At 33.6% G+C, this 26137-nt stretch carries 22 protein-coding genes and 1 pseudogene; 22 read left to right on the forward strand and 1 reads right to left on the reverse strand.

Features of this window, described 5'->3' with window-relative positions; translation table 11 throughout:
• The first annotated feature begins 9 nt into the window (after positions 1-9).
• The 16 genes and pseudogenes from FQU23_RS16315 (at position 10) to FQU23_RS09510 (ending at position 17774) form a co-directional block, all read left to right on the forward strand.
• On the forward strand, positions 10-1947 hold the full coding sequence (locus FQU23_RS16315; RefSeq protein WP_086452983.1) for an efflux RND transporter permease subunit: 1938 nt from the start codon (positions 10-12) through the stop codon (positions 1945-1947).
• A complete protein-coding gene (locus FQU23_RS09445; protein ID WP_086452982.1) occupies positions 1934-3187 on the forward strand; it encodes a TolC family protein in 1254 nt (417 codons plus the stop codon). The genes FQU23_RS16315 and FQU23_RS09445 overlap by 14 nt, the downstream gene beginning before the upstream one ends.
• A 2-nt stretch (positions 3188-3189) precedes the next feature.
• Positions 3190-4437, forward strand: a complete 1248-nt coding sequence (locus tag FQU23_RS09450; protein ID WP_113634455.1) for an efflux RND transporter periplasmic adaptor subunit — start codon at positions 3190-3192, stop codon at positions 4435-4437.
• Between the two features lie 2 nt (positions 4438-4439).
• Entirely contained in the window at positions 4440-5657 is a 1218-nt protein-coding gene (locus FQU23_RS09455) for an efflux RND transporter periplasmic adaptor subunit (protein ID WP_086452999.1), read from the forward strand.
• Between the two features lie 148 nt (positions 5658-5805).
• On the forward strand, positions 5806-6384 hold the full coding sequence (locus tag FQU23_RS09460) for an AAA family ATPase (protein ID WP_245181095.1): 579 nt from the start codon (positions 5806-5808) through the stop codon (positions 6382-6384).
• Positions 6381-8918: a heavy metal translocating P-type ATPase gene (locus FQU23_RS09465; protein ID WP_147673605.1), complete on the forward strand. Its 2538-nt coding sequence runs from the start codon at positions 6381-6383 to the stop codon at positions 8916-8918. The genes FQU23_RS09460 and FQU23_RS09465 overlap by 4 nt, the downstream gene beginning before the upstream one ends.
• 34 nt (positions 8919-8952) lie before the next feature.
• Positions 8953-10197: a hypothetical protein gene (locus tag FQU23_RS09470; RefSeq protein WP_086452979.1), complete on the forward strand. Its 1245-nt coding sequence runs from the start codon at positions 8953-8955 to the stop codon at positions 10195-10197.
• Positions 10198-10208: 11 nt separating this feature from the next.
• Positions 10209-11273: a hypothetical protein gene (locus tag FQU23_RS09475; RefSeq protein WP_147673606.1), complete on the forward strand. Its 1065-nt coding sequence runs from the start codon at positions 10209-10211 to the stop codon at positions 11271-11273.
• A gap of 113 nt (positions 11274-11386) precedes the next feature.
• Entirely contained in the window at positions 11387-12097 is a 711-nt protein-coding gene (locus FQU23_RS09480; protein WP_113634458.1) for a PepSY domain-containing protein, read from the forward strand.
• A gap of 45 nt (positions 12098-12142) precedes the next feature.
• Positions 12143-13012 (forward strand): DUF2911 domain-containing protein, encoded by an 870-nt coding sequence (locus tag FQU23_RS09485; RefSeq protein ID WP_086452976.1) that lies wholly within the window; start codon positions 12143-12145, stop codon positions 13010-13012.
• A gap of 26 nt (positions 13013-13038) precedes the next feature.
• Positions 13039-13524 (forward strand): DUF305 domain-containing protein, encoded by a 486-nt coding sequence (locus FQU23_RS09490; RefSeq protein WP_225872940.1) that lies wholly within the window; start codon positions 13039-13041, stop codon positions 13522-13524.
• A gap of 39 nt (positions 13525-13563) precedes the next feature.
• Entirely contained in the window at positions 13564-16152 is a 2589-nt protein-coding gene (locus FQU23_RS09495) for a multicopper oxidase domain-containing protein (RefSeq protein WP_147673607.1), read from the forward strand.
• A gap of 375 nt (positions 16153-16527) precedes the next feature.
• Positions 16528-16695, forward strand: coding sequence for a four-helix bundle copper-binding protein (locus FQU23_RS16400; RefSeq protein ID WP_225876018.1), 168 nt, complete (start codon positions 16528-16530; stop codon positions 16693-16695).
• Between the two features lie 76 nt (positions 16696-16771).
• Entirely contained in the window at positions 16772-17194 is a 423-nt protein-coding gene (locus FQU23_RS09505; protein ID WP_086452973.1) for a hypothetical protein, read from the forward strand.
• A 38-nt stretch (positions 17195-17232) separates the two neighbouring features.
• A pseudogene (locus FQU23_RS16225) lies at positions 17233-17331 on the forward strand (heavy metal-binding domain-containing protein); the annotation flags it as partial.
• Positions 17331-17774, forward strand: coding sequence for a universal stress protein (locus FQU23_RS09510; RefSeq protein ID WP_113634459.1), 444 nt, complete (start codon positions 17331-17333; stop codon positions 17772-17774). The pseudogene FQU23_RS16225 and the gene FQU23_RS09510, both read left to right, overlap by 1 nt.
• A 247-nt stretch (positions 17775-18021) precedes the next feature.
• On the opposite strand, the gene FQU23_RS09515 is transcribed toward FQU23_RS09510, so the two are convergent.
• Positions 18022-18630, reverse strand: coding sequence for a c-type cytochrome (locus tag FQU23_RS09515; RefSeq protein ID WP_113634461.1), 609 nt, complete (start codon positions 18628-18630; stop codon positions 18022-18024).
• A gap of 368 nt (positions 18631-18998) precedes the next feature.
• Here FQU23_RS09515 and FQU23_RS09520 point away from each other — a divergent pair, with 368 nt between their 5' ends.
• From FQU23_RS09520 to FQU23_RS09545, 6 genes are all read left to right on the forward strand, one after another.
• Positions 18999-19391: a hypothetical protein gene (locus FQU23_RS09520; protein WP_113634462.1), complete on the forward strand. Its 393-nt coding sequence runs from the start codon at positions 18999-19001 to the stop codon at positions 19389-19391.
• A gap of 252 nt (positions 19392-19643) precedes the next feature.
• Positions 19644-20072, forward strand: coding sequence for a hypothetical protein (locus tag FQU23_RS09525; protein ID WP_113634463.1), 429 nt, complete (start codon positions 19644-19646; stop codon positions 20070-20072).
• A 43-nt stretch (positions 20073-20115) separates the two neighbouring features.
• Positions 20116-20331: a hypothetical protein gene (locus FQU23_RS09530; protein WP_113634464.1), complete on the forward strand. Its 216-nt coding sequence runs from the start codon at positions 20116-20118 to the stop codon at positions 20329-20331.
• Positions 20332-20401: 70 nt separating this feature from the next.
• Positions 20402-21085 carry a HupE/UreJ family protein gene (locus FQU23_RS09535; protein WP_113634465.1) on the forward strand — a complete coding sequence of 228 codons (684 nt, stop codon included), beginning with the start codon at positions 20402-20404 and terminating at the stop codon, positions 21083-21085.
• 12 nt (positions 21086-21097) lie between these two features.
• A complete protein-coding gene (locus FQU23_RS09540) occupies positions 21098-21721 on the forward strand; it encodes a hypothetical protein (RefSeq protein WP_113634466.1) in 624 nt (207 codons plus the stop codon).
• A 29-nt stretch (positions 21722-21750) separates the two neighbouring features.
• Positions 21751-26091 carry a CusA/CzcA family heavy metal efflux RND transporter gene (locus tag FQU23_RS09545; protein ID WP_131910812.1) on the forward strand — a complete coding sequence of 1447 codons (4341 nt, stop codon included), beginning with the start codon at positions 21751-21753 and terminating at the stop codon, positions 26089-26091.
• Positions 26092-26137: the final 46 nt, after the last annotated feature.

The following is a 26137-nucleotide window of genomic DNA, read 5'->3' on the forward strand; positions in this document are numbered from 1 at the left end:
GGAAATAAGATGAAAAATAAAATTAAAAATATATTCAAAAAAGAAAACGATCCACTATCTCCTGAAGATAAGTTGAAGCTTATAGAAAGCTCTTCCAAATTAGTAGGCCCAGGTGTTTTCTACTCAACAATAATTGTAATTACATCCTTTTTGCCTGTATTTCTTCTCACAGGAATGGAAGGCAAGTTATTTGGACCATTGGCTTGGACGAAATCTTTTATTCTGATAGTTGATGCCTTTTTAGCCATTACACTTGTACCAGTGCTAATTAGTTTTTTACTAAAAGGAAAACTTCGTCCAGAAAATAAAAATCCAATTAACAAAAAATTGGAAAGCATTTATACACCCATTTTGATTTTTTGTTTAAAATGGAGGAAAACGGTATTGGGCATCAACATCATTGCCTTGCTGATTGGTGTATTAATGTTTACTCGTTTAGGTTCAGAATTTATGCCCCCTTTAGATGAAGGATCTGTACTGTTTATGCCAGTAACCTTACCCGATGTATCCAACTCCGAAGTAAAGAGAATTCTTCAAGTTCAAGACAAATTGATTAAGTCGATTCCCGAAGTGGCTCACGTGTTGGGAAAAGCAGGCAGGGCAAATACGGCAACTGATAACAGTCCAATAAGTATGGTTGAAACCATTATTTTGCTAAAACCTCAAGCAGAATGGCGAGAAGACAAAACCAAGAATGATATTATCACGGAAATAAACAACAAACTGCAAATCCCTGGTGTGACCAATGGTTTTACGCAACCTATTATCAACCGTATCAATATGCTTTCAACAGGAATCAGAACCGATGTAGGAATCAAAATCTACGGAGCAAGTTTAGACACCATCAATGTTTTGGCTCAAAAAATTAAAAAAACATTGGAAGGAACTTCTGGAGTTAAAGATTTGTATGCGGAACCCATAACAGGCGGAAAATATATTGACATTGAAGCAAAAAGAGACGTTATTGGTAGATATGGATTGACCATAGACGACATTAATAATGTGGTTGAAGCTTCTATTGGAGGTATGAAACTAACCACGACTATCGAGGGAAGACAGCGTTTTTCTGTAAATGCAAGATATGCTCAAGAATACCGTAACAGCATTGAAGCCTTAAAAAAACTACAGGTGCAAACAATGGATTTTGGCCCAATACCATTAGAAACTGTAGCTAATGTAAAAATAAGTGATGGCCCTCCAATGATAAATAGCGAAAATGCAATGCTTCGGGGCACTGTGTTGTTCAATGTTCGGGAACGTGATTTAGGAAGTACTGTAAAAGAGGCGCAGAAAAAACTCGATGCAATGATGACTAAAATGCCAAAAGGATATTATGTGGAATGGAGCGGTCAATGGGAAAATCAAATTAGAGCCAACAAAACATTAAGTTTAATACTGCCTATTGTTGTGGTCATTATATTTCTTGTTTTATATTTTACGTACCATTCAATGAAAGAGGCATTAATCACGATGATTACAGTACCCTTTGCTTTAATTGGAGGAATATTTATGGTTTATTTTTATGGCATTAATTTATCCGTTGCTGTTGCCGTTGGATTTATTGCCTTGTTTGGAATGGCAATCGAAACGGCAATGTTAATGACCATCTATTTGAATGAAGCAATGAATAAAATGGTAGAAAAGTACGGAAACACGAAGGAAACCATAACTGAAGAAATATTGAAACAATATATTATTGATGGTTCAGCCAAAAGGTTAAGACCAAAATTGATGACGGTTTCAGTTTCCTTATTTGGATTAATCCCTATTCTTTGGGCAACAGGAACAGGATCTGATATAATGCTTCCCATTACTGTTCCACTAATTGGAGGTACAATTACTTCCACGATTTATGTATTATTAGTAACACCGATTGTTTTTGAAATGGTAAAACTTCGAGAATTAAGAACAAAAGGAAAAATAGATCTTATAGATGTTAAAGAATAAATTATATATAGCAATAAGTTGTTTGATTTTGAGCGCCACTAATTTGGCAGCACAAACACTTTCCTTGGATAATGTCTTGAGTACAATCAAGACAAACAATCCTCAACTAAAAATGTACGATGCCGACATTCAAAGTATGGATGCAGCGGCAAAAGGTGCCAGAAGTTGGATGCCACCACAAGTGGAAACGGGTTTCTTTATGACTCCTTACAATTCCAATCTTTGGAAAGCAAGCGAAATGGGACAAGGAATGGGAAATTATATGTTGGGTGTTACGCAAATGATACCCAATGCATCCAAGTTAAAAGCTGATTTTAATCTTATGAATGCAATGTCATCTGTTGAAAAAGAAAACAAAAACTATACAGTTAATCAATTGAAAGCATTGGCAAAAACAAATTATTATCAATGGTTGGTTTTAAATAAAAAAATAAAAATAGCCGATGATAATTTGTTGCTTTTAGATTATATGATTAAAAGTATGGAAATACGCTACCAGTATAATATGGATAAATTGCCTACTTATTACAAAGCAAAATCGCAATACAGCGCATTAGAGAGTATGATTCTAATGTTGCAAAATGACATTTCCCAAAAGCGAATTATGCTAAACACCTTGATGGCAAGAGATAAAAACACCAAATTTGAAATTGATGAAACTTACGAAATAAAAGATTTTAATTTGGCCATATCAGATACAACTTCTCTTTCTAAAAACCGAAGCGATGTGAAAGCCATAGAAAAAACGATGGAAATAAATCAGCTCAAAATTGCAGCCGAAAAAACAAAATTATTGCCCGAGTTTGGTATAAAATACGACCATATGTTTGCTTTTGGAACACAACCTCAACAGTTCTCCTTAATGGGAATGATTACCATTCCTATGCCTTGGTCAACCAAAATGAATAAAGCCAACATCAATAGTTATCATATTAAAAATGAAAGTCTCAATTGGCAAAAAGAAATGATATTGAATGAAGCCACAGGAATGATTTCGGGTATGAGCAATGAATTGAACGCTTTAAAAAAACAATACGAAGTTGCCCAAAAAAGTATTATCCCTGCTTTGAAGAAAAATTATGAAACAGCAATTTTGGCTTGGCAAAATAACACCGGTGATTTATTTGCCACTCTCGATGCTTGGGAAGCATTAAATATGGCTCAAATTGATGCTTTAGATAAATTGCAAAATATTTTGGCAGCACAAGTAGAAATTGAAAAACAATTAGAAACCAAATAATTATGAACAAGTATATAAAGTATGGTTTAGCTCTTATTGGAATTTCCATTATCGGAATTGCAATCTATTTCTTTGCCAAAAAATCAGATAATCATTCGGAAATGGAGCATCAAAACGAGGTTTACACTTGTTCGATGCACCCGGAAATCATTAGAGATAAACCCGGAAATTGTCCCATTTGCGGAATGACTTTAGTAAAAAAAATAACGGAGAATAATTCAGTTGAAGATAATTCAATCGACAATCTTATAAAACCTACCGACAATTTTATAGTAGGAAATTATCAAACGACAACGGCAATAGACACTACTTTGAGCAGTGAAATAAATCTACCAGGAATTGTGGGGTATGATCCCAATTCATCGGTAAATATTGCAGCTCGAATGAGCGGAAGAATTGAGCGAATGTATGTCAATTATAAATATCAAAAAGTAAATAAAGGACAAAAACTATTTGATTTATACAGCCCTGAATTACTGACGGAACAACAAAACTTCATTTATATGGTCATTAATGATGTTGAAAATCCTTCGATTATTGATGCGTCCAGACAAAAATTGTTGCTTTATGGAATGACTCAAAATCAAATAAATGCGCTGTCTAATTCCAAAAAAGTAAACCCGCTAATAACAATTTATAGTCCTGCTTCCGGGATTATTGATGGAACAGCAACGATGGATAATACAACTATTCCTGTGATGCAAAGTGCGAATAACAACACTGAAGTTTTGAATGTTAAAGAAGGGAGTTATATAAAAAAGGGAGAAGTCATTTTTAAACTATTAAATACGGATAAAGTATGGGGAATATTCAATGTTATCCAAGGATACAATAGTCTAATCAAAGCCAATCAATCCATCAGAATTACTTCCGAACTTGACAAAGATGAATTTATGGATGCAAAAATAAATTTTGTCGAAACACAATTAAACGCAGCTGATAAAACCAATAGAATTCGAGTTTATTTAAATAACAATAAATTGAAATTACCAGTTGGTTTGCGATTGCAAGGCGCAGTGAAAACAAATGCCGTAAAAGGAATTTGGATTCAAAAACAGGCAATGGTAAGTATTGGAAACAAGAAAATAGTTTTCTTAAAAATGGAGAATGGCTTTAAGGCATCGTCCATAAAAACAGGAATTGAAATAGATGATTTTATCCAAATTATGGAAGGTATTTCAGTAAAAGACACCATTGCCAAAAACGCACAATATTTAATTGACAGCGAAAGCTTTATTAAAACCGAATAATGATGAAGACAATAAAAAAAATAAGTTTACTATCAATACTATTTATGGTAATGGTGGCTTGTAATACTAAAGAAAAAGAAGACCATAGCAAACACAATAAGAGTGCAGCAACAACATTTTACACTTGCTCAATGGATCCACAAGTCAAGGAAGACAAACCCGGAAAATGCCCTATTTGCCATATGGAGTTAACCCCAATAAAACAAGATGATACAGAGGCAAACGAAATAAGTTTGAGTAAACAGCAAATACAGCTGGGAAATATCACTACCCAAACTATTTCAGAAACCCAAAGCAGTTTAGAGCAAAATTATACGGGAGTCCTGACAATTAATCAAGAGAAAATCAAAACCATTTCTTCAAGAGCAATGGGAAGAATTGAAAAGTTGTATTTCAAGACCGTTGGTGATTATGTGGCTAAAAACCAAGCCGTATATCAATTGTATAGCGAAGATATTGCTATTGCTAAACAGGATTATTTTACGGCATACAAACAACTCGCAATGCCTGGCGATTTTGGAAAGAATGCCCGAAATATGCTCAATGCAGCTAAACAAAAGCTGTTGTTCTTTGGTTTAACCAATGCCCAGATTGAAAGTATAAAAACCAGTAAGGAAGTTTCTCCTTATACCATTTTTTATAGCACTGCCAGTGGAACAATATCGGAAATAAGTACCACAGAAGGCAGTTATGCAATGGAAGGTTCCCCCATCATTAAATTGGCGGATTTAAACAGTCTTTGGTTAGAAACACAGGTAAACGTAAACTATGCCAAGAATCTAAAAATAGGACAAAAAGCCCAAATTACATTTTCCGATTTTCCTGATAAAACCATAAATGCGCAAGTTTCTTTTATCAATCCTGAAATAAATCCAGATACTCGTCTGCTTTTAATTCGAATGGAAGTGCCCAATCAAAACTTGCTGTTGAAACCCGGAATGCAGGCAATTGCAAGATTGACACAATCCAATATAAAAGGAGTATTCATACCTACTGATGCTGTAATCAGGGAAGAAAATGCTTCTTACATCTGGATTGAAAAAAGACCAGGAGTATTTGAAAGCATAATGGTGGAAACAGGAGTAGAAACCAATGGGATGATTGAAATTAAATCAGAAATGGATCCATCTAAAAAAGTAGTCATCACTGGAGCGTATGCCATAAATAGCGAATATAAATTCCGAAAAGGAAATGATCCTATGGAGGGAATGAAAATGTAGTGTTTAGAAAGAAATGACACATACCTATAGTATTATTGAGACGGCACGTGTTCAAAAATAATATTATATCCGATCTGCGTGCTTTGCAAAAATCATAGCCAAAGGTTGAAAACCATAATAAATAGAAAACGAATTGAAACTAGTATGAATGAATTATGTTCTACTTGCAATTTTAAAAGTGATGAAAATGGACAATCAAAAAGTAGATACCAATTGGTATGTTATTACAGGTGGACCTAGTACAGGTAAAACAACAGTAATTGATATATTATCGAAAAGGGGCTACAAAACAACTATTGAACACGCCAGACATTACATTGATAGCATGAGGGAAGAAGGTAAAAGTCTAGAAGAAATAAGAGAAAATAAAAGACAATTTCAATTAGCTGTGCTAGATATGCAAATTGAACAAGAAGCGGAATTATCACCTATTGAAACTGTTTTTCTTGACAGGGCTATTCCTGATGCGATGGCCTATTATCAGTTTTTAAATCTTGATTATGACGAAAAATTACTTAATGCCATTAAGAGGGTGTCTTATAAAAAGATTTTTATTTTAGACCGATTACCTTTTACAAAAGACTATGCAAGAACAGAAGACGAAGAAGCACAAAAAACCATTCATAGATTAATTTTCGAGGTTTACAATTCATTAAGTTTTCCAGTCATTTTTGTTCCATTATTAACACCAAATGAAAGAGTAAATTTTATTTTAAAAAACATATGATACATACCTATAAAATTACCGGAATGACTTGCGATAGCTGTCGTTCTAAAGTGGAAAAAACATTGAATGCCATCGATGGAATTCAAGCAACGGTTACTTTGAATCCTCCAATTGCAACTATAACAATGGAAAAACACATTCCACTGGATCAATTTCAAGAGGCATTAACAACCGTTGGAAAGTACACTATAGAAATGAGTAGCGCTAACGATACAACTCACAAAACTGTCAATGAGCCAATAACAAAATCGTGTTGCAGTACTAAAACTAGTGATAACATGGATACAATACCTTCACTAAGTAATGCTCAAGGCAAATACTATTGTCCGATGCATTGTGAAGGAGACAAGGTTTACGATAAGCCCGGGAGTTGTCCAGTATGCGGAATGAATTTAGAAAAAGTTCATGAATTAAGTGCGGTTAAAAAATTATACACCTGTCCGATGCACCCGGAGGTAATCAAAGAAGAACCTGGCTCCTGCCCTATTTGCGGAATGGATTTAGTACCAATGGAACCTACAGATAGTGAAGACAAAAAGGTTTACAATGATTTGCTTAAGAAAATGAAAGTAGCAACAGCCTTTACAATTCCTGTTTTCGCAATAGCTACTATAGAAATGATGTCAAATAATCCGTTAGAAAAGATAATGGGCATTTCATACTGGAATTGGGTACAATTGATTTTGACGCTTCCCGTGGTTTTTTATGCGTGTTGGATGTTCTTTGTTCGCGCTTGGAAGTCAATTGTTACCTGGAATCTCAACATGTTTACGCTGATAGGAATTGGTACTGGAGTAGCTTTCTTGTTTAGTTTGATTGGCATGTTTTTTCCTGATATTTTTCCAAATGAATTTAAAACCGAAAGCGGCACAGTGTTACTTTATTTTGAAGCAACAACGGTCATATTAACCTTGGTTTTGTTAGGCCAATTATTAGAAGCAAGAGCACACAGTCAAACTAGCGGTGCCATAAAAGAATTATTGAAATTAGCGCCCACCGAAGCGACTTTGGTTATCGAAGGAGGGGACAAAGTAATCTCGATTCACGACATCAAAAAAGGAGATTTATTACGAGTAAAACCGGGAGATAAAATTCCAGTAGATGGAAAAATTACTGATGGAGAAAGTACTATAGATGAATCTATGATTTCAGGAGAGCCTATTCCTGTTGATAAAAAGATTGATGATTCAGTTATAGCGGGAACCATAAACGGAAATAAATCCTTTGTTATGATTGCCGAGAAAGTTGGTTCGGAAACCTTGCTTTCGCAAATTGTTAAGATGGTAAATGATGCGAGCCGATCCAAAGCACCCATTCAAAAACTCGCGGATAGCATTGCAAAATATTTTGTACCGATTGTAGTTGTAGTTTCTGTCTTAACCTTTTTTGTTTGGGCAAAATTTGGACCGGAACCTGCCCTAGTCTATGGTTTTATCAATGCCATTGCAGTATTAATAATTGCCTGTCCTTGTGCTTTGGGATTAGCCACACCAATGTCGGTAATGGTCGGCGTAGGTAAAGGAGCACTATCAGGTGTTTTGATAAAAAATGCTGAAGCATTAGAGAATATGAACAAGGTAAATGTTCTGATAACTGATAAAACAGGTACCATTACCGAAGGAAAACCTTCTGTCGAAAAAGTGTTCTCCTTACAAAATGACGAAAATGGGCTATTGCAAAATATCGCTTCTTTAAATCAGTACAGCGAACACCCTTTGGCGCAAGCCGTAGGCAATTTTGCAAAAGCAAAAAATATTTCATTAATCGAAGTCAACGATTTTGAAGCCATTGCTGGAAAAGGAGTTATTGGGACGGTAACCAATAAAAAAGTGGCACTCGGAAATAAAAAACTAATGGAACAAGTGAACGCCACAGTTTCTGATGAATTGGAAAATAAAATTGTAGCCGAACAAAAACTAGGAAAAACAGTTTCTTATATTTCCATCGATGGGGTTGCTTTGGGTTTTGTAACCATTACAGACAAGATAAAAGAAACAAGCAAAGAAGCAATAAAAGAACTGATGCGTCAGGGTGTTGAAGTAATAATGATAACGGGCGACAATGAAAACACCGCAAAAGCCGTCGCTGCCGAACTCGATCTTAGTTCATTCATCGCAGGAGCCCTCCCCGAAGACAAACTAAATGAAATTAAGCGCCTCCAATCCCTCGGAAAAATTGTCGCGATGGCAGGAGACGGCATCAACGATGCCCCTGCATTAGCACAGTCAGACATCGGAATTGCCATGGGTACCGGAACTGACGTGGCGATAGAAAGTGCTAAAATAACTTTAGTAAAAGGCGATTTACAAGGTATTGTGAAAGCCAAAAAATTGAGCCACGCAGTAATGAGTAACATTAAACAAAATTTGTTTTTTGCCTTTTTCTACAATGTTTTAGGTGTGCCAATTGCAGCTGGAGTTTTATATCCATTTTTCGGGATTTTACTTTCTCCTATGATAGCAGCTTTGGCAATGAGTTTTAGCTCTGTATCCGTTATAATAAATGCTTTAAGATTAAGACGTTTGAAGCTTTAGAAAATAAGAATAGAAATTTATATGGTAAATTAAAATGAATAACCTTACTCAAATAGTCCAACAATACCAAACCGATGCCGAAAGTGTTTATAATACTTGGTTTGTCGATAACGACCAAAGGCTAAAAGCATTTCGAACCATTCGCAGAGGTATTTTGCAAGTAATAGACGATATTAAAAACAAGACATTTCCAAATGATTTTAAAGGGAGTAGTTTAGAATTTGTGTTGAGTTGTATTGCCGAGCAAAAACAAATTTTTGTAGGTGTGGCACATCCTTTTTATTGGAAACCAAAATTAAGAATTCCAGATATTTACGAAAATCCAAACAATAAAATTGCTTTCGGCCAATTTCTCGAAAACTGCATCAATGCAAAAACTGAAGAGCAAGTTGTAAAAGAAATTGTAAAATTGGATGAATTAAAAATAAAAGGTTTAGGTCCGGCGGTAGCGAGTATTTTATATTTTTTACATCCTACTTGGTTTCCACCATTCAACACGGCAATTCTCAACGGATTTAATTTTTTATTCAAAGACAAAAAGAAATTAGGTAGTTGGACAGAATACCTAAAAATAAGAGAGACATTAATAGAAACCAACAGCAAACATAAATCTGAATTATCAAATGATTTAGGAGCGATTGCAGGTTTGTGTTTTGAAATTGGAACACAAAAAATGCTCATTGGTAATGATGAATATTTAAGCGAAGTAGAACGTACAAAGTTTGAAAAGAACATACTAAAACGACAAAAAGAAATTCAGGAAGAAAAATTAGCAGAAAATCTTCATAACGAAATGCAATACCATTTATTAAAAATTGGGAGTTCATTAGGTTACGATGTTACTCCGGCCAGTAATGACAAGAGCAAAGCATTCAATGGTCAAAGTTTTTCATTTATTTCAGTGAATAAATTTCCAGAATTACCAACCGATAAAGACACTCAAAACACAATCAAACTCATTGATGTACTTTGGTTTAAAAAAGGAACAAACAAAATCATTGGAGCATTTGAAGTAGAAAAAAGCACCAGTATTTATTCAGGTATTTTACGTTTATCCGACTTGTATTTTAGTATTTCCAATGGCGAAGAGGTATTTTATATCATCATTCCGGACAGTCGCGAAAAAGATGTGATACAACAATTGAATAGACCTGTTATTAAAAATTCAAAAATGAATATCAAATACATACTATTTTCTGAATTGCGAAGTCAATGTGATGCGATTTGCAAGTTTGGTTCAGATTATTCCATTATGGAAAAAATAGCAAAATCAACTTAAATAATAAAAAAATGAAAAATCTTGCAGTACTAAAAAAAATTCAGATTATGGTAGTATTAGTAGTGACTGGCTTAATAATAGGCAGCTGCAATAATCCTAAAGAACCAATGCAATTAGCAAAAGTATACGTAGCTAATGAGGATGGAGGTAGCATTTCTGTTATAAACCTTCAGGACAGCACAAAAAATACAGAAATATCAATTAGTGACTCTTCAGGAATGATGTTTATGGCTCATAACGTACAAGTTGCACCTGATGGAAAATCTGTTTGGGTGACGGCAATACCTATGGATAGTACAGCAACAAACCAATTGATAGTAATCGATCCAAACACTAATTCAATAAAAAAGCGTATTGAACTTGGTAAGGATTTACATCTGGCTCATGTAGTTTTAGATAATAAATCTGAATATGCTTATGCAACTGCAAATGAAACAAATCACATATTTCAAGTCGATGCTAAAACATATAAAATAACTCAAAAATTTGAGTTAGGAAAAGGATATTTACCACACGGTTTTAGACATCAAAACGGAAAACTTTATGTTGCAAATATGGATGCAAAAAGTATGTCGATTATTACTATTTCTGATGGCACAATAACAGACATTCCACTGGGAGGAGTGGCTGTGCAAGTTGCAACTACACAAGATGAAAAATTTATTTTTGCGAGTTTGTATGATACTAAAGAAGTAGTAAAATATGATATTAAAAATGCTCAAATAACAAGAATAAAATTGCCAAATGATGCGCAAGGTCCAATTCAATTATATGCCACGCCAGACAGTAAATTGTTATATGTAGCCGATCAAGGGGAAACAATGGGTAGACCTGTTTCAAATAAAGTTTTTGTAATTGACATAACAAGTAACAAAGTTATTAAAACGATAACCGTAGGCAATAAAGCGCATGGTGTAGTGATTAGCAAAGACGGAAAAACAGTTTATGTAACCAATAGTGGTGACAATACTGTTTCAGTAATAGAGGTGGCAACTCAAAAAGTAATTAATACAATTGCAGTAGGCAAAAAACCGAATGGTATAAGTTATTTGTCCGAAACGGGCGGAATGGAATAGAAAATTAAGCTATGAATATTCAAATATATTCTGTTTTAAATAAGTGAAATTTTAATGCGATTTTTAAGGTTGGTTCAGTTTATTTAACAATTAAAAAAAAAATTAAAAGGTAAATGATTAAAGGAAAAAAAGCAAAATGGATTAGAAAGTCTCACCGATATTTAGGAATATTTATAGGTCTTCAGTTCTTAATGTGGACCATTAGTGGTCTGTATTTTAGTTGGACCAATATTGATGACATTCATGGCATGCAATTTCATAAAAAAGGAATTGTTGCGCAGTCGTTTTCGGGTTTAATAAGCCCTTCCCTACTCCATCCTTCAATAGCAATCCAATCGATAGAATTAAGGGAGTTTAATAAGAACCCTTTTTATTGGGTTAATGGGAAGATGCTTTATAATGCCAAGACGGGAAAATTAAAAAAGGGTATCACTAAAGAAGAAGCATTGGCAATTGCAGATAAAAATATTGTATCAGGTTTAAAAGCAAAAGAGATACAACTCATTAAAGAAGTAGGGAAACATCATGAATATAGAGAGCATTTACTGCCAGCCTATGTTATATCCTATCAGGAACCGAATAATTTAAAGGTCTATATTTCGGCAAATGATGGTGCTTTTCAAACGATTAGACACCGCGATTGGAGATGGTTTGATTTTTTATGGATGACCCATACTATGGATTATGAGGGTAGAGACAATATGAATAATATTGTGTTAAGAGTCTTTTCATTATTGGGGTTAATAACCGTTTTAAGTGGTTTTTTACTTTGGTATATCTCATCGCCTACTATTAGAAAAATTTGGAGGAAAATAAAAAAATAATTTAAAATAATAAAAAACAGTAAAATCAATTTAAAATCAAAAACCATGAAAAAAGTAATTCTAATACACTTCTTTATTTTGCAAGCTTTAATAATTTCGGCACAAGAAAAAGTTCAAATAAAACTAACTTCTCCAAGTCCATCCGCATCGTTTGAACAAGAATTGGGAAGCACAATAATCAAAGTTTCTTACAGCAGACCACTAGCAAGAGGCCGTAAAATATTCGGTGAATTAGTGCCATTTGAAAAACTCTGGCGAACTGGCGCCAGTGATTGTACTACAATAACTACCAATGAAGATATTGTGTTTGGAAATACTACTTTAAAAATGGGTAGTTACTCAATATTCACAATACCTTCAAAAAAGGAGTGGACAATAATTATAAATACAGATACAACATTACACGGCGAAACTGGATATGATGATAAAAAAGATGTTTTTCGTCTTACAGTTCCAGTAGAAAGTACACCCAATTTTCATGAAACATTTACAATCGAAATAAATGACATTAACAGCAAAGGGGAGGGATTTCTAAAACTAATATGGGAAAATACTACAATAAAAATACCATTAAAAAGCAAAGCAGATGAAACTATTTTAGCAGTAATAGATAAAAACATTATTAAAGAAAAAATCCTTGATGCTAATTTATTATTTCAAGCGGCAAACTATTATTACAGTACAAACAGAGATTCCAAACAAGCAATAGCTTGGCTAATTGAAGCCGAAAAATTAGATCCGCAGAATTTTTACTATCCTAATTTGAGACAAAAAATAGCAACGGAACTAAAAGACTATCCAAGTGCAATTGAAGCAGGGAAAAAAGCTTTATCAATAGCAGAATTAAAAAAAATGAAAAGTGTTGAATCACTTAAAAAACAAATTTTAGAGTTAGAGTTACTATTGAAAAAATAATTAATTTAAAAAAAAAAAATATGGAAATGAAACACACAACAGAAGAGCATTCAAAAGAATTAAGTTTGACTATGTACAAGAAATTAGCGATTATGATAGTGTTATCATTTATAGCGATGTACATACTAATGTATTCAATGGTAGATGTTTTTGCCAATGTAATACCCAATATAAACCAATTTTACATGGCTGGACTGATGACCATGCCGATGCTCATAATTGAACTTCTAGTGATGGGTAGCATGTATGGAAATAAGAAATTAAATATTTCACTGCTTGTCACTGGTTTTATTGCTTTGATTCTATTTTTTGCAGGTATTAGGCAACAGACGGCAGTTGGGGATAAAGAATTTTTAAAATCAATGATACCACACCATGCCGCAGCAATATTAATGGGAAAAGAGTCATCGGTTACCGACCCTGAAATAAAGGAATTAATTAAAAATATTATTACCAGCCAACAGGCAGAAATTGAACAAATGAAAGCAAAGCTTAAAGAATTAGATAAATAACTCCAAAATAATTTGTAAATCAATTTTAAACTTAAAAAAATGAAAAAAATTATAGTATTAATATTCATCATGTCTATTTATTCCTTTGCCCATGCACAGGATATGAAAGGTATGGATATGTCAAAAAAGGAAAAGGCGCAAAAGGTGCAGCCCACGTATACCTGCTCAATGCACCCCGAAATTCACGCTGACAAACCGGGAAAATGTCCTAAATGCGGAATGACGTTGATAAAGGAGAAAGCTAAAACGGGTAAAAAAACGGTGGTGAAGAAGCATGATGAAATGCAAATTCCCATGAAAAAGACTTCTGAAAAGAAGGGTAGCATGGACAATATGAAAACGGATGCTAATGCTTCACATCAAAATCATAATATGAGCATTATGGATATGACAAAAGCAACTCTAGAAACCGTAACTAAAATTGAAAACAACACACCACCAAGAACAGTGCGTTACGATTTATATGTGCGAGACACCATCGTAAATTTTACAGGTAAACCTAAAAGAGCCATTGCTGTAAACGGACAAATACCGATGCCTACACTTACATTTACCGAAGGCGATACCGCTGAAATTTATGTACATAATGAACTGGATGAAGAAACATCGTTGCATTGGCACGGTTTGTTTTTACCTAACAAAGAAGATGGTGTGCCAAACTTAACACAAATGCCAATAAAGCCCAACACGACACACAAATATACATTTCCGATTATCCAACAAGGAACACATTGGTACCACAGCCATTCAGGATTGCAAGAACAAATCGGAATGTATGGTTCATTTATTATGAATAAAAAAACGGATGATCTAACTTTTAGAAAGGGTATTGATGATTTGCCAACCGTTCCTATAGTATTGAGCGAATGGACAGATCTAAATCCAAAAAATGTACATAGAATGTTGCACAACGCAAACGATTATCCAGCAATCAAAAAAGGAACAACCCAAAGTTATACAGAAGCCATAAAGCAAGGTTATTTAGGTGTTAAATTAAAAAATGAATGGAAAAGGATGAATGCAATGGATGTAAGCGATGTATTTTACGATAAAATCCTTATGAATGGTAAGCAAAGTACGGATGTGAAAAGTATTGATGGAAAACCTTTAAAAGCAGGTGATAAAGTACGTTTACGCGTATCTAATGGTGGGGCTTCTTCCTATTTTTGGCTTACTTATGCCGGTGGAAAAATAACGGTAGTTGCAAATGACGGTAACGATGTAGAACCTGTAGAAGTAGATCGATTAATTGTTGGTGTTTCTGAAACTTACGATGTTCTAGTTACTATTCCTGCCGATAAAACTGCTTTTGAATTTTTAGCCACCACCGAAGATAGATTGTATTCAGCTTCTTATTTTATTGGGGATGGTATCAAACAACTTATTACACCTCTTCCCAAGCTTAAATATTTTGAGGGAATGAAAATGATGAATGGGATGATGAAAATGAACGGCGATTTAGACGATATGGGAATGAATATGTCCTACAATCAAATGGATATGAATGTAGTAATGTACCCAGAAATTACCGGAGAACAAAAAAAGAAAAGCGATAAAAAAATGAAGGATATGAAAATGACCGAAGCCGATTATAATAGTAATGCGCTTTCGGATATTACTACCTTAAATTATGCAATGTTAAAATCGCCAACTAAAACGATACTTCCTAAAGATGCACCAGTAAGAGAATTAAAATTTGAATTGACAGGAAATATGAACCGTTATGTTTGGAGTTTAGACAACAAAGTGGTTTCCGAAGCGGATAAAATATTAATTAAAAAAGGCGAAAATGTTCGCATCACAATTCACAACAATTCTATGATGCGACACCCAATGCACTTGCACGGTCACGATTTTAGACTATTAAATGGTCAAGAGGATTATGCTCCTCTAAAAAACGTTGTGGATATAATGCCAATGGAAACCGATGTATTCGAATTTAATGCCAATGTAGAAGGCGATTGGTTTTTCCATTGTCATATTTTGTATCACATGATGAGCGGAATGGGCAGGGTTTTTAGTTATGAAAACCAAGCACCAAATCCCGAAATACCAGATCCTAAATTAGCACGACGAAAATTGTTTGCTGACGATAGAGCTTTTCACTTTATGGCAGAAAATGATTTTGCAACAAACGGAAACGATGGAGAAGCTATGTATCAAAGTACACGTTGGAGTATTGGAACAGAATGGAGATTAGGATACAATGATATGCACGGTTACGAAACCGAAACCCACATAGGTCGATATATTGGTAAAATGCAATGGCTAATGCCTTTCATTGGTTTTGATTGGAGATACAGAAAAATGGGAATAGACAATCAAGAAAGAAATCTTTTTGGGCAAACCAATACCAAAGACAACAGAGCTGTTTTTAGTGCAGGGGTTAATTACACATTACCAATGCTTATAGTCGCTCAAGCCGAAGTTTTTACCGACGGAAATGTACGTTTACAGTTTGAACGAAAAGACATTCCAGTTTCAAAAAGACTACGAATGAGTTTAATGTGGAATACCGACAAAGAATATATGGCAGGTTTAAAATACATTGTCAAAAGAAACTTTGGATTTACAACCCACTATGATAGTGATATGGGAATTGGTTTTGGCGCTACTTTGAATTATTAAAAAACTCAAATTTTAAATTTATATAAAGGATACTTGTTCTAAAAGACAAGTGTCCTTTTTTTGCAATTACAATTTTCAAAAAAACAAATCTATACGCATGACAATGTGTTAATTATATGATTTTTATTAGAATTTCACAATACTTTTTCAAGTTAAAAAGCTACCTTTAAACTGCGAAAATTAATTCGCAATTTAAATTTAAAAAAGATGAGTCATCAAAAATTTAAAGATTGTATCGATGCATGTTCAGAATGTGCAGTAGAATGTTCGCATTGCGAAAGTGAATGCTTGAATGAGTAAGACGTAAAAATGTTAGCGCGTTGCATAAAACTAGATCATGATTGTGCAGCTATTTGTTTATTTGCAATACAGTCTATGGCAAGCGGAAGTGAGTTTGCTGAAAAAATCTGCAAACTATGCGCCGAAATTTGTACAGCTTGCGCCGAAGAATGTGAAAAACATGCACACATGGAGCATTGCAAAAATTGTGCGGAAGCCTGTCGCAAATGTGCTGTTGAGTGCAGTAATATGAGTAAAATGTGAGTATTTAAATCTCTTAAATATAGTTTCGTTTAGAGGAATTATTTAAGAGATTTTAAAACAATAAAAATTATAAACTATGAAAACAGTACAAAAAATCACATTAATTATTGTATCGATTGGTTTGTTTACATCGTGTCAATCCAAAACTGATGTAAACCAAATTCTTTCAAATTCAGATACAAAAAAGGCAATTATGGATACTATTGCAAACAATAGCGATATGTCTAAAGATATGATGCAAGCAATGATGAACAGTAGTAAAGGAAAAATGATGATGACAAATCACGAAAATATGATGAAAATGATGAAGGATAATCCAGATATGATGAAAGGAATGATGACTGAAATGATGGAAGCATCTAAAACAGATACTACGATGATGTCTGAAATGTGTAAATCGATGATGGATAATCCTAAAATGATGGATATGATGAAAGATAAAAAAATGCAATCACACAAAATGACTGGAATGGATAAAAATATGGATATGTCCAAATAATACAAATACAAACAACATTAAAATATAAAAAAATGGAAACTCAAAAAACGTACACCTGCCCAATGCACCCAGAAGTTACTTCGGATAAACCCGGAAAATGTCCCAAATGTGGAATGAATTTAGTGGAGAAAAAAGAATGAAAATTCTACTAGCAACCGATGGTTCAAGTTATAGTAAAGCAGCTGTAGACGAAGTTGCAAACAGACTATTTCCAGTAAACACTAAAGTATGTATTGTTTCTGTTTATGAAAGAATGTCGCTAATAAATACTCTTGAACCAATGGGAGTTTCACATGAGTATTATGCTGAAGTTGACCAAAACGCCTTTAAATCTGCAAAGAAAATTACTGAAAATGCAGCGAAAATTTTGCGTGATAAAAATCCGGCTTTAATTGTAACTACAGTGGTTATTGAAGGTTCTCCAAAAAGTGCAATACTCAAAGAAGCTGAAACATTTGGTGCTGATTTGATTATCGTTGGTTCTCATGGTCATGGGGTTATAGAAGGCTTTCTGCTTGGCTCGGTTTCGCAAGCGGTGGCATTACATGCAAAATGTTCTGTGGAGATTGTACGTAAATAAAAAACTTAACAATACTTCCGTTCCTTGTTTGGTATCTTTGTTGACTCTTAGCTGAAAAGCTCCATAGTAATAATGCCATAGTGTATATCCATACTGTTTTAAGAATTTTTACCATTGCTTTATACATAATGACGATATAAATATATGTTTGCAATTACTTTTCTGAATTTGAAATATTCTCCATTTCTTTTAAAAGTACTTCGGTTATTATCATTTGAATTATTTATGTTTTTTTTCATTCATTTTCCTAATAATTTTGCCCCTGGTGTTCCATCATTTCGCCTGAATTTTTCAGAGAATTTACATATGCATAGACCGAAAGGATTTCTTCTTCGCTCAAAACGTTTTCCCATGCTGCCATTGCAGTTCCCTTCATTCCTTTTTTTATGAGGTATATTCGTCCTTGATTTGAATAAAATGACGAATGTTCAGGATCAGTAAAATCGGCTGGTTTTGGTTGTAATGTCGTTGCTCCTGGACCATCGCCTTTACCGCTAATACCGTGACAAGTAGCACAATATTTTGTGAATATATCTTTGCCTTGTGCAAGTTGTTCCTCTGTACCGAGAGATACGGGCTGATTATATTTTTCGCCCAATTCCTGTTTTAACCATTCGCGAGTTTCATTCATTAATTGTGAATGTTCGCTATGTTCATGGTTGTGATTTTCTTCTTCTTTTTGTTGAGGGTGGTTCTGTTTAACTTGTTTCTGTTTTTTTTCAGAATTCCTGCAAGAAGTAAGTATCAACTGTGTATACATTAATGCGGTAATGATTACTAATTCGATTTTGATAGTTCGGAAGAGTTTACGCAGAGTTTGACTGAAAAACACACCATATTGTTTTGGTTTTTTCATAGTTGTTGTTTTAGTTTTTAAGTTAAACCAAATACAAATACTCAATAATTTCGATCACTAAAAAATGTTTAATTGATTATAAATCACTATTATTCAGTAATTTAATATAAATTTACGGTTTATTTAAGCATGTAACTTGGAATTTTTTAAATTTTTATTTCCACAAATAAATAATATATATCATGCCGAAGGAATGATTCATTTCATAAAACCATTACGAGTTTTATCATCTTTTCATTCCGTGCATATCGTCTTGCTTACCTAATATTTTATCTATGTTTATAAAAGTAAAAAGACATTACAGAAAATAGTATGTGAATAAAACCACATACTAATTTTTATTAAATAAATACCGTACTTTTACAATCTTGAAAAAAACAATTGCCATATTATTCCTTTTCATCTTTTTGTGTGCCAACACAGAAATAGGGCAATTATTGAAACTACCCAACTTAGTAGAGCACTTTACAGAACATCACGATCAAGATGAGGATAAGCACGGGATTTCTTTTTTAGATTTTATAGCGATTCATTACAATGATAGTCAACATCATTCTAATCAAGAAAAAGACAATCATCAAAGTTTACCTTTTAAAACTATTAACCAATCTGTTAATACTGTACTTGCTTTTGAAAACATAACCGAGTTTTCATTTCGCAAACCAAATACTATTTCCGTAAATAGTAATGTTCCGTTTTCTCCAGAATTTTACACTTCCGATGTTTTTGCATGCATCTGGCTTCCACCCAAATTGAGTTAAATTAATTTTTCAATGCTTAATTAATGATATTCTGAATATTTCTAATTAAGTATTAAAAAGTACTTTGCTATATACTTATAGCGAATGTTTCTTTGCATCAATTTCACTAATATTCAGTATTAAAAAACAAGTTTTTTAGTGAGTTAATGTAGCTAAATAACTAGAATCATTTTTTAGCCGCATACGCTATAAATTGACTTTTTAGTAATGTCGAAGACATACTCAATTACTTTTAACACTACAACATCAAAAATGAAAACAATTAAATCCATTGCAGTTGCGATACTGCTAACCATTGCAGGCACAACAATTTCAAATGCACAAGTAAGTACTAATACTGGCAAAACACCACACGGTGGAATAATACAAAATTCAGGTGATTACAAAATAGAAATGGTCGAAAGAGAAAACAATATTAGTTTTTACGTGCTGGATGCAAAAGGAAAAACGGTTTCAAATAAAAAAATTACTGGATCGGCTGTTTTTGAATTTTTCAATAAAACAAAAGCAACGAATCCAGTTTCTTTGGATACCAACAATTCTTTATTAGTACAAGTTCCTAAAGCAAGCATATATGCTTATTGTACCATCACATTACTTGTCAATGGAAAAACAATCTCTTCTAAATTTAGAAATAGCCAAGTTTCTGAACAAGATATTAATCATGGACACCAACATTAATTCAATTTTATTATTCTTTATAAACCCAATTTAAATTACAATTATGAAAAAAATTTTAATCGTAGCTACTATCGCAATCGGAATGTTAGTTTCTTGTAACAAAAAAGCAAACAACGAAACTGAAAACACTGAAGTTCAAACTATTGAAACAACAGAGCAAGTTCAAGTGATCACAGATACTACTGGTCAATTAAGTACGGATAGTATTAATAAAGTGGAGCAAGACAAAGTTGATACGGCTCATGGACACACGCATTAATATAATTTAACAGGCTGCTTCTCTTCAAAAAATTGCAGGAGAGAAGTAGTTTTAAAAGAAAAATAAAATTATGAATTCAAAAAAAATAATATTTCTTGTTTTACTTTTTTTTGTAAGCATCACAGGTGTTTTTGCTCATGGTGTCGATGAAAATACACAAACTTTTTTGTCAGGAAATGATGGCGTTGCTTTTGGCCCATTTCTTTATATTGGTGCAAAACATATGCTTACGGGTTACGATCATTTGCTTTTTTTAGTTGGCGTTATCTTTTTCCTTTATCGCCCAAAAGAAGTGCTACTTTATGTAAGTTTCTTTACAATTGGTCATAGTGCAACATTGTTGTTTGGCGTTATGAGTAATATATCAATTAATTCGTATTTAATTGATGCCATCATTGCACTATCAATAGTGTATAAAGGTTTTGATAATTTAGGTGGTTTCAAAAGATTTTTCGGGAAACAGCCCAATACAAAAGCAGCCGTTTTAATTTTCGGATTGTTTCACGGGTTTGGGTTAGCCAGCAAATTACAAGATTTCAAATTTGAAAAAGAAGGATTGTTTACCAATCTGCTTGGATTCAACATTGGGGTCGAAATTGGTCAGTTTATAGCATTAACTTTTGTGTTAATCCTTATTACAATATGGCGCAGATACCCGAGTTTCATGAAATTTTCAACATTCACAAATACCATGCTTATTGCTGCTGGATTTGTCTTATTAGGGTATCAATTAACAGGTTATTTTACATCTTAAAAAAATTAAACAATGTCAGAAATAAATCATCAAATAGTAGAAAAAAAAGAAATTATCAAAGCAGTCTTATTTGCATTGGTATTAGGGATAGTCATTTTAGTTAGTGCCGTTTTACCCGCTGAATATGGAATCGACCCAATAGGAACAGGGAAATTGTTCGGTTTCAGTAAGCTTTATGTGCCAGAGGATGCTCCTGATGGCTTAGCAACAACAACCGGGAAAACATTTCCTCTAATAAAAATGGAAAAAGCAGGTTCTGGACCAGAAGTAAAAAGACCAGTCGAGGCGGATAATCCTATTCCAGAAAAGCAATACGCAGAAAGAGAAGATACGGTTGAAGTAATTGTTCCTGCAGGAAAAGGGATTGAATATAAAACCTATATGCTAAAAGGCGGAAAAATGAAATACGAATGGAAAACTAATGATGGAACCGTTTATTTAGATTTTCACGGTGAAGTAAAACAGGCAAAGGCAGTTAATGATGTCTATTTTGAAAGTTACACACTTGCTTATTCCAATAATATGGTAGGAACTTTTTATGCTCCTTTTGAAGGAAAGCATGGATGGTTTTTTAGGAATAATGAAAATAAAGATATTACAGTTACTCTAAAATTAAAAGGTCAATATTCAATGTAACTATTGACTAACCATTAATCTTACTAATTATGCTAAATAAAATTATTGAGTTTTCAATCAAAAACAAACTCATTATTGGACTATTTATTTTTGCGCTCATCGGATATGGGAGTTATCAATTTACCAAATTACCAATCGATGCGGTTCCTGATATTACAGATAATCAAGTTCAGGTAATCACTTCAGCACCATCATTGGGTGCAACCGATATTGAACGACTGATTACTTTTCCAATTGAACAAGCGAATAGTAATATTCCTGGATTGAAAGAAATTCGTAGTTTCTCTCGTTTTGGCTTATCAGTGGTTACCATTGTTTTTAATGATGCAACGGATGTTTACTGGGCAAGACAACAAGTAACAGAACGATTAAGCGCTGTTAAAGACCAAATTCCCAAAGGTATTGGAGATCCAGTTCTTGCACCGGTAACAACAGGACTAGGCGAAATTTATCAATATGCTGTTCGAACCAAACCCGGTTACGAAAAAAAATACGATGTAACCGAGTTGAGAACCATTCAGGATTGGATTGTTCGCCGTCAATTATTAGGAGTTGAAGGTGTTGCAGAAGTAAGTAGTTTCGGTGGAAAATTGAAACAATTTGAAATTGCCGTTGACCCAAATAAATTGCAATCCTTTAATATTACTATTACTGATGTTTTTACTGCTTTAGAAAAAAACAATCAAAATACAGGTGGTGCTTATATCGAAAAAGGACCTAAAGTTTTGTACATCAGAAGTGAAGGGTTAATTAATACTATCGAAAATATTAAAGATATTTCTATTAAAAATACCAGTAGCGGAAGTCCTTTATTTATTCGTGATGTAGCTGATGTACGAATTGGAAGTGCTATCCGTTACGGAGCAATGACTTTTAATAAAAAAGGAGTTCAATCTGGTGAAGTTTCGGGTGCAGTAGTAATGATGTTAAAAGGAGCCAATAGTAATGTGGTTATTAAAAACATTAAGGATCGTATTGCACAAATCGAAAAAACATTACCCGAAGGCGTTATTCTGGAGCCATTTCTAGACCGAACCAAAATGGTCAATAATTCCATTTCAACAGTGGAAAAAAACTTATTGGAAGGAGCATTAATTGTACTTTTTGTTCTTATTTTATTTTTAGGAAATATAAGAGCAGGCTTAATCGTAGCATCAGTTATTCCATTGGCGATGCTGATAGCGGTCATACTGATGAATATTTTTGGGGTGAGCGGTAATTTAATGAGTCTAGGGGCACTAGATTTTGGATTAATTGTGGATGGGGCAGTTATTATTGTTGAAGCGTGTTTGTTTAGTTTACACAGCAGGAAAACGTCTAAAATATCACAGCAAGAAATGGACAGCACCGTATTAAATACGTCAATAAAAATGCGTAATGTTTCCGTATTTGGAGAGTTGATTATATTAATCGTGTACATTCCCATTTTTACTTTGCGGGGTATTGAAGGGAAAATGTTTTTACCAATGGCACAAACCATTGCATTTGCATTATTTGGTGCTTTTATATTGTCGCTGACTTATGTTCCGATGATGACCGCTTTATTTTTGAATAAAAATATATCTCACAAAAAAACTTTTTCAGATAGAATGATGGAAAAATTAGAAAATTTCTACCAACCTCTTCTGAACAAAGCATTAGGAATTCCAAGAACAATTATCGGTGCAACTTTGGGATTATTTGTTTTAGCGCTGATTACACTTTCGTTCATGGGTGGCGAATTTATGCCCTCGTTAGAAGAAGGAGATTTTGCTGTAGAAACAAGGGTTTTGCCGGGAAGTAATTTGCAAACTTCAATGACTGCAATTTCACAAGGCGCAAAAATACTAATAGAAAAATTTCCGGAAGTGGAGAAAATAGTAGGCAAAACAGGAAGTAGCGAAGTGCCAACTGATCCAATGCCCATTGATGCCAGTGATATGATGATTATTTTAAAGGACAAAAGCGAATGGACTTCTGCCAAAACTTTTGATGAATTATCAGAAAAAATGGCAAAGGAATTGGAAGCCGTTCCAGGTGTTTCTTATGGTTTTCAATATCCGGTACAAATGCGTTTTAATGAATTGATGACAGGAGCAAGACAAGATGTAGTCTGTAAAATATTTGGAGAAAATTTAGACACACTGGCTTTGTACGCCAATAAATTAGGTAAAATTGTAAATACAGTAGAAGGAACTTCAGACCTATATGTAGAAACCGTTACTGGAATGCCTCAAGTAGTAATTGACTACAACAGAGCTTCCATTGCACAATACGGTTTGAACATTCAGGATATCAATCGAATTGTAAACACCGCATTTGCAGGACAAAGCACTGGGGTTGTTTACGAAGGTGAAAAACGATTTGATTTAGTTGTTCGTTTAACAGGCGAAAAACGTCAGGATTTGGTGGATGTTCAAAATTTACTAATACCAACGTCCACTGGTTCGCAAATTCCTCTATCTCAATTGGCCAAAGTTGAAATTACTGAAGGCCCAAATCAAATACAAAGAGAAGATGCCAAACGTAGAATTGTAGTTGGTTTTAATGTTCGAGGTCGTGATGTGCAAAGCATCGTAAAAGAATTACAAGGTAAAGTCGAAGCTCAAATAAAATTTCCTGCGGGCTACTATCCTACGTATGGCGGTGCTTTTGAAAACTTAAACGAAGCCAAAAATCGTTTGATGATTGCTGTTCCAGTTTCATTACTATTAATATTTATTTTGCTCTATTTCGCATTCAATTCCGTAAAACAAGGATTATTGATTTATTCCGCAATCCCGCTTTCTGCAATTGGAGGTATTTTCTTTTTAGCGATGCGGGGAATGCCGTTTAGCATTAGTGCCGGAGTTGGTTTTATTGCTTTATTTGGTGTAGCGGTTCTGAATGGTTTAGTATTGATTGCAGAATTCAATAGCATACGAAAATCGGGTGAAACCGATTTAAAAGCGATTGTTTTACAAGGTACCAAAATACGTTTACGACCAGTTTTAATGACTGCATTTGTAGCATCATTAGGCTTTTTACCCATGGCATTAAGCAATGGTTCTGGTGCAGAAGTACAAAAACCTTTGGCAACTGTGGTAATTGGAGGTCTGTTGATTGCAACGTTCTTAACATTATTTGTTTTACCAATTTTATATATCATGTTTGAAAAAGGAATTAATTTAAAACCAAAAAAGATAAAATCAATTACAACAATCATGGTATTGGGACTGCTTTTTTCTTTTCAAAGTACTGATGCTCAGGAAATAATTTCAATTGATAAAGCGATTGAAACGGCTCTTTCAAACAATATAAAAATTAAAAACGAAAAACTAAATTCAGAGTACTTGCAAAAAATGACCAAAACAGGCTATGATATTTCCAACACGGGAATTATTGGGGAATTCGGTCAGTTTAACAGCAATGCAAATGATGTGAAAATTGGTATTTCGCAAAGCATAAAATTCCCAACCGTTTACAAAAGGCAGAAACAACTTTTAATAGAAGAAGCCAAAAAAGGACAATGGAACGAAGCTTTGCAAAGAAAGGAATTGACTAGACAGGTAACAATCGTGTTTTACGAAATGATGTATCTAAAAGAAAAGGAAAAGTTGTTGTTAAAAAGTGATAGTATTTATTCCGAATTTTTAAGGAAAACAGCGCTTCGTTTTGACAAAGGCGAAAGTAATATATTAGAAAAAGCAACCGCTGAAAACCAATCTGGACAAATAAAAATTCAACTTCTGGAATTACAAAGTGATTATAAAATAATACAATCGCAATTAAAGTATTTACTTAATACTGATAAAGACTTTGTCCCAGTTTCAGATAAATTAAAAATGGATTTTACCGAAAATTTAGATAAAAATGCTATTGGCAATCAACCCAGTATAAAATTATTTGAGCAAGAAGTAAATAGTAGCAAAGCTGAAATTTCACTTGAAAAATCTAAAAAATTGCCCGAATTAATTGGTGGTGTTTATTACCAGACTTTCAAAACAAATGCGGAGTTTCAAAACAGTTATAATGGTGTTTACGGACAATTTGGAGTGGCAATTCCGTTATTCAATGCGGCAATAAATAATAAGAAAAAAGCATTAGAGATAAACACCCAAATTGCCGAAAATAATTTAAATAATGAAAAACTAAAACTGGAAAGTAAGAATCAGGAATTAGTCCAAGAATATAAAAAACAGAAAGAAACTATTGCCTATTTTGAAAGTCAAGCCTTGAAAAATGTTGATTTGGTAACCAAAGCTGCTAATGATAAATTTATCAATGGTGACATCAATTATCTGGAATGGGTAATGCTTATTAATCAAAGCACAGGAATTCAAAGTGATTATATTGAAGCGGTTAGAAAATTGAATATAAGTATAATAGAAATCAATGCATTAACTAATTAAAATAGTTTAATTATGAAATGAGCATGACCGTAATTGGGGTCGCAAG

This window comes from Flavobacterium sp. XN-5, assembly GCF_008033395.2.
In the GTDB taxonomy this organism is placed as follows: domain Bacteria; phylum Bacteroidota; class Bacteroidia; order Flavobacteriales; family Flavobacteriaceae; genus Flavobacterium; species Flavobacterium hiemivividum.